This window comes from Microcella sp., assembly GCF_033763155.1.
Taxonomy (GTDB): Bacteria; Actinomycetota; Actinomycetes; order Actinomycetales; family Microbacteriaceae; genus Microcella.
This window is the reverse complement of sequence record NZ_JANRKZ010000011.1, coordinates 1-11571: the sequence shown is the minus strand read 5'-3', so window position 1 is coordinate 11571 and position 11571 is coordinate 1. Positions and strand designations below refer to the sequence as shown.

The window sequence follows — 11571 nt, the reverse complement described above, 5'->3', positions numbered from 1 at the left end:
ACGGCCGAATACGCCATCGCCACCATGGCCGCGGTCGGCTTTGCGAGTCTGCTCGTCGTCATCATGCAAAGCGATGAGGTGCGCGGCATCTTGACCGACCTCGTGCGCACCGCCCTCACCGTCGGCGGTTGACCATCGGTGTTCTGGCTGGCGGCGACCGAGGCTCGGTCACCGCCGAGCTCGCGGTCGGTCTGCCTGCCGTGGTCGTGGTGCTGGCCGCGTGCCTCGGTGCCCTGGGCCTTGCCGCAGACCAGGTGCGAGCCCACGACGCCGCGGCCGATGCGGCGCGATTGCTTGGCCGCGGTGAGTCGACCGCTGCCGCCGAGCGTCACGTGCAGATCATCGTGCCGGGCGCCCGACTTGTCGTGCGTTTCGTCGACGACCTCGTCTGCACGACGGTCTCTGTTGAGCGGCCCGTGCTCGCGGTTCCCCTTCGCGTTGAGGGATCGTCCTGCGCGCTCGGAGGCGGCCGGTGAGAGGTGCCTGGCACGCGCCGCGTGCCGAGAAGGCGAGACGACGACCAGGCGCACCTGACCGCGGTGCGGGGTCGATCCTGATCGTCGGCCTCATAGCGGTCGCCGCACTCGCGGGCCTCACGATGGTTGCCGCCGCGCACGGACTCGCCCGCAGCCAACAGGTCGCGGCAGCGGCCGACGCCGCGGCTCTCGGGGCCGCCGACGTGCTGCTGGGGTGGGCACCTGGAGACCCCTGCGATGTCGCCCAGCGGATCGCTGCGGCCCACGCCGTGCGGCTCTCCGAGTGCCGTAGCGAGGCGCTGACGGTGGTCGTTCGGGTCGAGGCGGGCATCCTCGGCATGGCGGTTGTGCGGTCGGCGCGCGCCGGCCCGCCCGACGCCGAGTGGTAGCGCACAGGAAATTCCTGTGTATGGTGTGCCTGATTGCGACTCACGGCGCTCGCCGCGGGTTGCAGCATCGGCCGGGGTGCGGATGCCATCCCCCCGCCGCAGAGACGTTCGTAGGTTAGGAGCACCGTGCCACAGGGCAAGAAGCTGGTCATCGTCGAGTCGCCCGCCAAGGCGAAGACGATCGGCAAGTACCTCGGCGACGACTATGAGGTGCAGGCCTCGGTGGGTCACATTCGAGACTTGGTCGAACCCAAGAACCTTCCGGCCGAGCTCAAGAAGGGCCCGTTGGGCAAGTTCTCGATCGACGTCGACAACGGCTTCGAGCCCTATTACGTGGTCTCTGACTCGAAGAAGAAGACAGTTGCCGACCTTAAGCGAGCACTGAAAGACGCCGACGAACTCTGGCTCGCCACCGATGAAGACCGCGAGGGCGAAGCCATCGCGTGGCACTTGCTTGAGGTTCTCAAGCCCAAGGTTCCCGTCAAGCGCATGGTCTTTCACGAGATCACGGCCGAAGCCATCCAGCGCGCCGTTGATAACACACGCGAGCTCGACACCGCCCTGGTTGACGCGCAAGAGACCCGCCGCATCCTCGACCGCCTCTATGGCTACGAAGTCAGCCCCGTGCTGTGGCGCAAGGTGGGACCAGGCCTGAGTTCCGGCCGCGTGCAGTCGGCGGCGACGCGACTCGTCGTCGACCGCGAGCGCGAGCGTCTGGCCTTCATCAGTGCGGGCTACTGGGATCTCGACACAACCCTTACCCCGGCGGATGCCAACACTCCTTTCACCGCGCGCCTCGCGCGCCTCGACGGCAAAAAGGTAGCGACCGGGCGCGACTTCACCGACCGGGGAGAGCTCAAGGGTGCCGACACGGTCGCTCTCGACCAGGCCCTGACGACGTCGCTCGCCGATGCGTTGCGCGACCCCGCCATTGTGGTCACCGTGACGGGCGTTGAGTCGAAGCCCTACACGCGGCGCCCGGCCGCTCCATTTACGACGTCGACGCTGCAGCAAGAAGCCGGTCGCAAGCTGCGGTTCACCGCACGCCAGACGATGTCGATCGCGCAGTCGCTCTACGAAAACGGCTACATCACCTATATGCGCACCGACTCGACGACGCTCTCGCAGCAGGCCGTCGACGCCGCGCGCTCGCAAGCCGTCACCCTCTACGGTGCCGACAGCATTCCCGAGCAACCGCGCGTCTACGCGAGCAAGTCAAAAAACGCGCAAGAGGCGCACGAGGCCGTGCGACCCGCCGGTGACGTGTTCCGCACCCCCACCGAGCTCGACGGCGTGTTGCGCGGCAACGACTGGAAGCTTTACGACCTCATTTGGAAGCGCACCGTCGCGAGCCAGATGGCGGATGCGCGGGGGCAGACGGCGTCGGTGAGCATTCAGGCGGGGCCGACCCCCACATCGGCCACCCCGGCCGGCGTGATCGCTGAGTTCGCGGCGAGCGGCACCGTCATCACTTTCCGTGGGTTTCTCGCAGCCTATGAAGAGGGCAACGACGAATCGACCGATGCCGACGAGAAGACCGAGCCGGCCGAAGCCAAGCTTCCGCCGCTCACGGTCGGGCAGTCATTGAGCGTCGTCGACGTCGAGGCTAAGGGGCACGAGACGAGCCCGCCCGCGCGCTACACCGAAGCGAGCCTCGTCAAGGCGCTCGAAGAGCGCGGCATCGGTCGCCCGAGCACCTATGCGGCCATCATCTCGACGATCGTTGACCGCGGCTATGTCACGCCGCGCGGCTCGGCCCTGGTGCCCAACTGGATTGCGTTCTCGGTCGTGCGCTTGCTCGAAGAGAACTTCAGCGACCTCGTCGAGTACGACTTCACGGCCGAAATGGAAGCCGACCTCGACCGCATCGCGAACGGAGAGGCCGATCGCACCGAGTGGCTAACGGGCTTCTACTTTGGTGATGACCACCAGCCAGGGTTGCGGCCCGTCATCGACAACTTGGGCGACATCGACGCGAAGACGCTCAACTCGATGCCCCTCACCGACACGATCACGCTGCGCATCGGCAAGTACGGCCCGTACCTCGAGGTCACCGACCCGGCCGCCGAGGCGGGAGTCGACGGTGTCGCCGCCACGCCGCGGCGCGTGAACCTGCCGCAAGAGCTCGCCCCTGATGAACTCACGGCGGCCAAGGCGCAAGAGCTCGTCGATGCTCCCGTCGTGGGCGACCGCGTGCTCGGCATCAATCCCGAGAACGGCAAACAGGTTGTCGCGAAAGACGGCCGATTCGGTCCGTACGTGACCGAGCTCGATCCCGAGCCCGAGGTGACTCCCGAGGAGGCCGCAGCGCTTGCCGCTGCCGAGGCCCCTGTTGTCGACCCTGCCACGGGTGAAGTCATCGAGCCGCCGAAGAAGCGGGCGCCCGCCAAGAAAAAGGCTCCTGTCGAGAAGCCGCGCACAGCATCCCTCTTCAAAGACATGGATCCGAACACGATCGACTTCGAGACGGCGCTCGCGTTGTTGAGCCTGCCGCGCGTGGTCGGCAACGACCCCGAGAGTGGCGAGCCGATCACGGCGCAGAATGGCCGCTACGGGCCCTACTTGAAGAAGGGCACTGACACGCGCTCGCTCGACGCTGAAGCGCAGATCTTCGAGATCGACCTTGAGGGCGCGCTCGCGAGGTTCGCCGAGCCCAAATACGGCGCGCGCAAAGCGTCGAGCGCGCTCAAAGAGTTCGACGCCGACCCTGTGAGCGGCAAGCCCATCAAGCTCAAAGACGGTCGCTTCGGGCCCTATGTGACCGACGGTGAGACGAACGCGACGGTTCCGCGGGGTGAAGACCCCATGGAGATCGACTTCGATCGAGCCGTGCAGCTGATCGCGGACAAGCGCGCGAAGGGTCCGGCGAAGAAGCCCGTCAAGCGTGCTGCTGGCGCTGGCGCCAAGACGGCCGCGAAGAAAGCTCCTGCGTCGAAGCCTGCGGCGAAGAAAGCCGCGGCGCCCAAGAAGGCACAGTGACCGGATTGTTCATCACCCTCGAGGGGGGTGATGGTTCGGGAAAGAGCACTCAGATGGGTGCTCTCACCGAGTGGCTTCAGGCTCAGGGGCGCACGGTGGTGCAGGCGCGCGAACCCGGCGGAACCGATCTCGGGCTTGAGCTGCGCGAGATCATCTTGCACCGGCGCGGCTACATCGCCCCCCGAGCCGAAGCCCTGCTCTACGCGGCCGATCGCGCGCACCACATTGCCACGGTCGTGCGGCCCGCACTCGAGCGCGGTGACATCGTGATTCAAGATCGCTACCTCGACTCGTCGGTGGCCTACCAGGGCGCCGGTCGCGTGCTCGACCCCACCGAAGTGCGCGACGTCTCGTTGTGGGCGACCGAAGGGCTGCTGCCTCACCTCACCGTGTTGCTCGATCTTGACCCCGCCGTCGGGCGAGAGCGGCTCGACGCCAGCCGTACGCGCTACGACCGACTTGAGGCCGAAGAATCCGACTTTCATGAGCGTGTGCGCGCCGCGTACCTCGACCTGGCCGCGGCAGAGCCCACCCGGTTTCTGGTGCTCGACGCAACGTTGCCGGTCGATGAGCTGCAGGCGAGCATCCGCGATCGCGTGTCAGCCCTGCTCGGCTAGGGTTGCGGCATGAACGCCTGGGATGAGCTGACCGGGCAAGAGGCAGCGATCGCGACGCTTCGGGATGCCGTTGCCGACCCGAGCGCCATGACCCACTCGTGGCTCATCACGGGCCCGCCCGGCTCGGGTCGCTCGAACCTCGCGTTCGCCTTCGCCACCGCGCTCTTGCAAGGATCATCCGAGGGTGCCGAGGCGCACCGCACGGCGGCGCAGGTCGCGGCCCGCACGCACCCCGACCTCGCCGTGCTCGCGACCGACCGAGTGATCATTTCGATCGATGAAGTGCGTCAGCTTGTCGCCCAGAGCCAGTTTTCGCCCAGCGTTGCTCCGTATCGCGTCATCGTCATCGAAGACGCCGATCGCATGGCCGAGCGCACGTCGAACGTATTGCTCAAGGCGCTCGAAGAGCCGCCGCCGCGCACGGTCTGGATTCTCTGCGCGCCCAACGCGGCCGACCTGATTCCGACCATCCGCTCGCGCGTGCGCACCGTTCGGCTGCGCGTGCCAAGTGTCACTGAGGTTGCCGAGCTTCTCGTGCGTCGCGATGGCGTTGACCCCGCGCTCGCCGAGCGCGCGGCGCGCGAATCGCAGACCCACATCGGCATGGCGCTGCGGCTAGCCACCGATGCCGACGCGCGCGATCGTCGATCGCGCACGCTCGAGCTTGCCCTCGGGGTGTCGAGCGTGAGCGGGGCGGTGCTCGCGGCAGAGCGACTCGTGGCGATCGCAACCGACGATGCGAAAGCGTTCACGGCCGAGCGAGAAGAAGAAGAGCGCGCGGCGGCCCTGCGCTCCCTCGGCATCGAGCCAGGGGCGAGTGTTCCCGCCGGTCTTCGGGCGAGTCTCAAGGCTCTCGAAGAAGACCAAAAACGTCGTGCCACGCGGTCGGTGCGCGATGGCATCGACCGGGTGCTCGTCGATCTCATGTCGCTCTATCGAGACCTCGCGATGGTGCAGCTCGGCGCCGGAGTTGAGCTCGTCAACGAGGCCATTAGGGCTCAGCTCGAGCACGCCGCACGCGCGAGCACGGCCGAACAGTCTCTTGCGGCGCTCGACGCCATTGCTCTCGCCCGGCGCCGCATCGAGTCAAACACGCCTCCCGTGCTCGCTCTTGAAGCGATGCTCATTTCAGCGAGCGGGAGGGTGCCGGCGCTAGGCTCGGCCTCGTGACCCGACGTGCTGCTCTTGTCTCGCTCATTCTCGTTCCGACGCTGCTGCTGAGTGGCTGTGTGCCCAGCTGGCTGCAGGGCATCGTTGGAGGAGGCGACGTTTCGACTCCCACCGGCGAAGAGGTCGCTGAGAACCTCAAGCCCTACTACACCCAGGTGTTGACCTGGACCGGATGCGGGGGCGGTGCGCAGTGCGCCACCGCGATCGCCCCGCTCGACTGGGAGAACCCGGGAGAGGGCGACGACATCGAGCTCGCGCTCGTGCGTCACCCGGCCACGAGTGGTGATCCCCAGGGCTCGCTCTTCCTCAACCCCGGCGGCCCGGGCGCTTCGGGCTTCGACTTCGTGCGTGACAGCGTCGATTTCGCCGTGAGCGCCGACTTGCAACGCGAGTTCGACATCGTTGGCTGGGACCCTCGCGGTGTCGGCCGATCGAGCGCCGTCACGTGCTACACCGATGCGGCCGACATGGACCAGTTCATCTTCGGGATTCCCGAGAGCGAGTTCGGAACGCCCGAGTGGGAGGCCGAGGTCATAGCGAGCGCGGTCGACTTCGCCGACGCCTGTGCCGAGAACACAGGCCCGCTGCTCGGCTTTGTCGACACCAACAGCACCGTGCGCGATCTCGACATGATGCGCGCGATTGTGGGGGATGCCCGGCTCAACTACTTCGGATACTCCTACGGCACCGACATCGGCGCCCGCTACGCCGACCAGTTCCCCGAGAAGGTGGGCCGTCTCGTGTTCGATGGCGCGACCGACCCGACCACGACGACGTTTGAGGTTGTTCTCGCGCAGTCCGAAGGATTCGAGTTGGCGCTTCGCGCCTACCTCGAGGGCTGCGTTGACTTGGGTGCTTGCCCGTTCCCGGGCTCGGTCGACGAGAGCCTCGCGCTCATTAGCGACCTCTACGACCGACTAAGCGAGAACCCGATCGAAGCAGACGACGGCCGGTTCTTCGACGCGAACGTTCTCGACATTGCCGTGGCGACGGCTCTTTATGACGAAGGGTCGTGGACGTACCTCTCGCAAATGTTCACCGAATTGCGCACCGGGGTCGTTGAAACGGGCTTCTTGCTCGCCGACTTCTACTACGGCCGCGAAAACGGCGAATACATTGACAACTCGCTCGAAGCCTTCATCGCCGTCAACTGCCTCGACTACCCCGTCGAAACCGATCGCGATGTGATCGCCGAACAGAACGCGCAGATTCGCGAAGTCGCGCCGACGACCGCGGGCGAGGGTTCGCTTCTCGGTGACGTGGTCTGCGCCAACTGGCCCTACCAGTTCGACGGCGAACTCGGCCCCGTGAGCGGCGCGGGAGCCGCACCCATTCTCGTGATCGGCACGACGGGTGACCCCGCCACTCCCTTCCAGTGGGCGGAGGCTCTGGCCGAGCAGCTCGAGAGCGGCGTTCTTCTCACCTGGGTGGGTGAGGGTCACATTGCCTACGACGAAGGCGACCCGTGCATCAACGATCTCGTCGATGAGTACTTCATCAGCGGCGCCGTGCCAGAAGACGGGCTCGTCTGCGACGGTGGGCAGGGCTGAGCGATGACGCGCGTCGATCCTGGCGCCGTCGTCGAGCCTGCGGCGGAACACGCCGAGGGTAGCGAGCGAGTGGGGGTGAGCATCCCGTTCTCGGTCGTTGCTCTGGTGGTGGCGGTTCTGGCACTCGCACTGCTCGCCCTCCCGATTGCTGTTGCCGGCTTCATTGCAGCAGCGGTCATCGCCATTGCGGTTGCCCTCGCGGTGGTGGCCGTTGCGCGAGCAGTTCGCCGCGGGCGAGGGTTCGCTCTTGCCGTGACGGCGCTCGGTGTTGCCGTGCTGACGGGAACTGTTGCCACAGCAATCGGTGTCGGCACGACGATCGTTGCTGCCACCGACGCCTATCGCGAGAGCGGAGTGGTGGCGCCGAGTGACGTCACGGGTGATGGGGCGGCCGCGCCCGAGGTCGACGCCGACATTTCGGGGCAGTGGGTCGTCGATGAACTCTTGCGCGAGTGTCACGCTAGCCACTTGCACGCCGTTGCGGCGCCGGGGTCAACCACCCTGTTTCTCGTCGGTGAGCGGCCGGTGAGCGTCGACGACTTCTCCTTCACCGTGACGGTCGAGCCGGGTGCCGACACGTGGCACGGCAAGATTCTGGGTGACGTTCCCGAGGGCTCTGACGCTCTCACTGGTTCGTCAGCGAACCCTCTTGAGTGCGAGAGCGTCGAAATCGACGCGTTCACGGGCAACCTCGTGACGGCGGGCGGCGACGAAGCGGGCGGTTCTGATGCTCCGCCCGCGCCCGCAGGAGAGGTCAACTACTGGGAGCTCGAGGTCGGCATGTGCCTCAACGACGCGAACCTTCCCGAACGGTTCACGACGATTCCGCTGGTTGACTGCGCGCAGTCGCACGACAGCGAGGTCTACGCGATCCTGCCCCTCGCCGACGGGCCGTATCCGGGCGATGAAGAAGTCTTCCGGTTGGCCGAAGATGGCTGTTACGAGGCATACGAGCCGTACGTCGGCATGAGCTACGACACGTCGTACTACTACTTCGCCTACTACTGGCCCGACAAGAACGGTTGGGGAGCCGGGGACCGCAACGTCGTATGCATTGTCTACGACGAGAACGGACAGATTGAGGGGTCGGTGCGCGGGTCGGGCCGATGATCGGCTAAGCTTTCACCTCGTGTCACGGCCTCGGCCGTGTCCGCCGCCTTAGCTCAGTCGGCAGAGCGTCTCACTCGTAATGAGAAGGTCGTGGGTTCGATTCCCACAGGCGGCTCCGTGTTCCTAGTCGTGCGACACAGGTCGCTGTTGATGCGCTCGGCGCGCGGGCCGGCGCCGTTCACCAGGCTGCCCGAGCGGGGCTCCCTGACTTTGAATCGGCCGCAGCAGGTCGAACTCTGTGGAGCCTTCCAGAAACGCGGAAGAACCTGAGTTTCACGCGATTTATTCCGCGTTTGTGGAAGCCTCCGGAGAGAGTGTCCGGGGTGGCGCGGTGCGCGACTCCGCATCGGCTAGCCCGATCCCCGTGGGATGCTGGGGGCGATGACCACCCCACCGTTGTCGAGCCCGGCACCTGCCGCGGGCCCGAGCCCGCATCCCGAGCAGGGCACGCGCACACGCACGGTGCTCGCCATCGCGGCCACCGTGGTCGCGGGCGTCGGCGTCGCCACGCAGAGTCGCATCAACGGCGAGCTCGGGCAACGCCTCGACGACGGCTACACCGCGGCGCTCATCTCGTTCGGCAGCGGCTGGGTCATCTTGCTCGTGCTGCTCGCGCTGTCGCCTCGGGGCCGCGCGGGGTTCGCCCGCGTGCTGATCGAAGTGCGACAGGGGCGACTCGCCTGGTGGATGCTCTTGGGCGGCTTGGCGGGCGCCTACTTCGTGCTCGCGCAAAGCCTTGTGGCCGGGATGCTCGGCGTGGCCATCTTCACGATCGCCATCGTCACCGGCCAGACCGTGACGGGCTTGACGCTCGACGCCACCGGATTCGCCGGGGCTCGGCGCACCGCGGTCGCCCCGGCGCGCGTGGTCGGAGCTGCCCTCACCGTCAGCGCGGTCGCCGTCGCCGTGATTCCCCGGCTGGGCGCTGACGGGTTCCCCGTCGCTGCCATTGCACTTCCGCTGGCCGCGGGCGTGGCCGTCGCCTTCCAGCAGGGCCTCAATGGTCGCGTGCGGGCTGAAGCACAGTCGGCCCTCGCGGCGACGACGATCAACTTCACGGTCGGATCCGCGGCCCTGTTCGTCGCCACCGTCACGCACGTGCTGTTCGTGGGCCTGCCCGAGGCGCTGCCGACGAACCCCGTGCTCTACCTCGGGGGCGCGGTCGGCGCGATCTTCATCGCGATTCAGACGTTGACGGTCGCGCGCATCGGCGTGCTCGTGTTGGGCCTGTGCCTCGTGACCGGGCAACTCGCGGCTTCGCTCGTCTTCGACGTGGTCGCTCCGCTCGGCCCGGGGTCGACGAGCGCCACGGCCATTGCCGTGGTGCTTGCGCTCACCGGAGTGCTCGTGGCGAGCATCCGGTGGCCACACCGCCGTCGCGGGGCTACTCGGCCTCAGGCGTGAAGTCGAGCGCGAGCGAGTTCATGCAGTACCGGTCGCCCGTGGGGGTGCCGAAGCCGTCGGGGAACACGTGGCCGAGGTGCGAGCCACACGTGGCGCAGCGCACCTCGGTGCGCACCATGCCGAGCGACGTGTCTTCGATGAGCTCAACGGCTTCGGGGCGCACCGACTCGTAGAAGCTCGGCCAGCCGCAGCCCGAGTCGAACTTCGTGCCGGCGACGAACAGCTCGGCATTGCAGGCGCCGCACGTGTAGATGCCGGCACGGCTCTCGTCGAGCAGCTCACCCGTCCACGCGCGCTCGGTGCCCGCCTGACGCAACACCTGGTAGCGCTCTTCGCCGAGCTCGGCGCGCCACTCCTCCTCGGTCTTCTCGACCGCGTAGGCCTTGCCGCTTGTTGACGGGTTCTCGCCCATGATTCCTCGCTCCTCGCCCGCAGGCGGTTGATCTCCCCCCATTAAACTCGCTCGCGTGCCCGACTCTTCCCCGATCGAGAAAACCTGGAGTCACCTGACGCGCGACGAGTTCTTCGAGCTCGCCCAATTGCGCACCGAGGTCTTCTTTCTCGAGCAACGCATCGACGAGCCCGAACTCGACGAGCGCGACCGCGACGAGTCGACCGAACACCTCTGGATCTCCGACGAACGCGGGCCTGCCGCCTACCTGCGGGTCATCGTCGACGACGAGCCACAACCCGGCAATCTGGATGCTCGCCGCCTGATCGGCCGCGTCGTCACCCGCGCTGACCGCCGCGGCGAGGGTCTCTCGCGCCGATTGCTCAACCACGTCATCGAGCGTCACGGAGCCGAGCCGCTGGCCTTGCACGCGCAGAGTTACATTCAGCCGTTGTACGCCGCCGTGGGCTTCGAGGCTTACGGCGATGAGTATCTCGAGGCGGGCATCCCGCACATCGGCATGTATCGGGCGGCACAGCCGACGCCCACGACCGACCCCGTACGCTGAACGCACCATGATCGCCGCGCTCGCTCTCGCTGCTGCTGCAGCACTCGCACTGCCCGTGCCGGTCATCGGGGCCGCCGCCCCGGCCGAAGCGTGCACGGCCGAGGCCGGCTCGTTCACATGGGGATTCAAGGAGTCGTTTCGCGCCTACATCAGCGGCTCGATTGCCAACGGCGAGTGGAGTACCGAGGGCGACATCGGCTATGCCACGCCCGCCTTCTTCAGTGACGCGATGGCGGGTTCGGTCGAACTCGAACCGCTGGCGGGCGAGCTCGGCGTTGAGGGCGCCGTTCGCTTCACGGGGCACGAGGGCATTCTTGACACGACCCTCTCGAACCTGCGGCTCGTCGTCGAGAGCCCCGATCGACTCGTCGTGGTCGTTGACGTGCGCGGCACGACGCAAGACTTTGTGCCGGTCGACTCGGCGGGCGTGCGGTTTCTCACGGGCGACCTCACGGCTGCGCAGTGGAGCGCCTCGAGCGACGGGCTGCTCATCGAGAACATCGCCCTGACGCTCACGGCCGACGGTGCCGAGGCTTTTGGCACCTACCCCGAGGGCGAGCCCTTCGACCCGCTCACCCTCGCGCTCGCGTCGACCGAAGCCTGTGCGACGGCGGCGCTCGACGCGCGCGCGTCGGCCGACCAGGTTCCGCTCGTGGTGTCGGGCGGCCTTATCGCCGCGGGCGTCGGGCTGGGAGCGGTGATCGCGGTCGTCGAGCGCCGACGGTCACGAGCGACACCGGCCACACCCGCCGAGCCGAACGACGCGCCCTCCGACTCCTGAGCCCCGGTCGGTGGCACGATGGCACCGTGAGCACGACCGCAGAACGGTACCGGCGCTTCGCCCGCGAGGCGGCCCCACGCTCGCGCACCTACGCGGCCTGGTCGCTCGAGATCGCCGACGACGACGAGTGCATCGC

At 67.3% G+C, this 11571-nt stretch carries 12 protein-coding genes and 1 tRNA gene; 12 read left to right on the top strand and 1 reads right to left on the bottom strand.

The features are described from left to right. From SFU54_RS00425 to SFU54_RS00380, 10 genes are all read left to right on the top strand, one after another. The coding region (locus SFU54_RS00425; protein ID WP_319014355.1) for a DUF4244 domain-containing protein at window positions 1-132 on the top strand (132 nt) is incomplete at its 5' end. Continuing rightward, entirely contained in the window at window positions 129-476 is a 348-nt protein-coding gene (locus tag SFU54_RS00420) for a TadE family type IV pilus minor pilin (RefSeq protein ID WP_319014354.1), read from the top strand. The genes SFU54_RS00425 and SFU54_RS00420, both read left to right, overlap by 4 nt. Next, window positions 473-865, top strand: a complete 393-nt coding sequence (locus tag SFU54_RS00415) for an Rv3654c family TadE-like protein (protein ID WP_319014353.1) — start codon at window positions 473-475, stop codon at window positions 863-865. Before SFU54_RS00420 ends, SFU54_RS00415 begins: the two co-directional genes overlap by 4 nt. A 126-nt stretch (window positions 866-991) precedes the next feature. Continuing rightward, window positions 992-3844, top strand: coding sequence for a type I DNA topoisomerase (topA, locus tag SFU54_RS00410; RefSeq protein ID WP_319014352.1), 2853 nt, complete (start codon window positions 992-994; stop codon window positions 3842-3844). Then, on the top strand, window positions 3841-4461 hold the full coding sequence (gene tmk / locus SFU54_RS00405) for a dTMP kinase (RefSeq protein ID WP_319014351.1): 621 nt from the start codon (window positions 3841-3843) through the stop codon (window positions 4459-4461). The genes topA and tmk overlap by 4 nt, the downstream gene beginning before the upstream one ends. A 9-nt stretch (window positions 4462-4470) precedes the next feature. Beyond that, window positions 4471-5631 carry a DNA polymerase III subunit delta' gene (locus tag SFU54_RS00400; protein ID WP_319014350.1) on the top strand — a complete coding sequence of 387 codons (1161 nt, stop codon included), beginning with the start codon at window positions 4471-4473 and terminating at the stop codon, window positions 5629-5631. Next, complete coding sequence (locus SFU54_RS00395) at window positions 5628-7181, top strand: alpha/beta hydrolase (protein ID WP_319014349.1); 1554 nt, start codon at window positions 5628-5630, stop codon at window positions 7179-7181. The genes SFU54_RS00400 and SFU54_RS00395 overlap by 4 nt, the downstream gene beginning before the upstream one ends. 3 nt (window positions 7182-7184) lie before the next feature. Beyond that, a complete protein-coding gene (locus tag SFU54_RS00390; RefSeq protein ID WP_319014348.1) occupies window positions 7185-8291 on the top strand; it encodes a septum formation family protein in 1107 nt (368 codons plus the stop codon). A gap of 42 nt (window positions 8292-8333) precedes the next feature. Then, window positions 8334-8406: transfer RNA gene (locus SFU54_RS00385), tRNA-Thr, on the top strand. A gap of 266 nt (window positions 8407-8672) precedes the next feature. Then, window positions 8673-9695 carry a DMT family transporter gene (locus SFU54_RS00380; protein WP_319014347.1) on the top strand — a complete coding sequence of 341 codons (1023 nt, stop codon included), beginning with the start codon at window positions 8673-8675 and terminating at the stop codon, window positions 9693-9695. Here the strand turns inward: SFU54_RS00380 and msrB are convergent. Continuing rightward, window positions 9676-10107, bottom strand: coding sequence for a peptide-methionine (R)-S-oxide reductase MsrB (msrB, locus tag SFU54_RS00375; RefSeq protein ID WP_319014346.1), 432 nt, complete (start codon window positions 10105-10107; stop codon window positions 9676-9678). The two genes, SFU54_RS00380 and msrB, sit on opposite strands and share 20 nt — an antisense overlap. Before the next feature lie 55 nt (window positions 10108-10162). Here msrB and SFU54_RS00370 point away from each other — a divergent pair, with 55 nt between their 5' ends. Together SFU54_RS00370 and SFU54_RS00365 are read left to right on the top strand one after the other, a co-directional pair. Continuing rightward, window positions 10163-10654 carry a GNAT family N-acetyltransferase gene (locus SFU54_RS00370; protein ID WP_319014345.1) on the top strand — a complete coding sequence of 164 codons (492 nt, stop codon included), beginning with the start codon at window positions 10163-10165 and terminating at the stop codon, window positions 10652-10654. Window positions 10655-10661: 7 nt separating this feature from the next. After that, window positions 10662-11435 carry an HtaA domain-containing protein gene (locus SFU54_RS00365; RefSeq protein ID WP_319014344.1) on the top strand — a complete coding sequence of 258 codons (774 nt, stop codon included), beginning with the start codon at window positions 10662-10664 and terminating at the stop codon, window positions 11433-11435. Window positions 11436-11571: the final 136 nt, after the last annotated feature.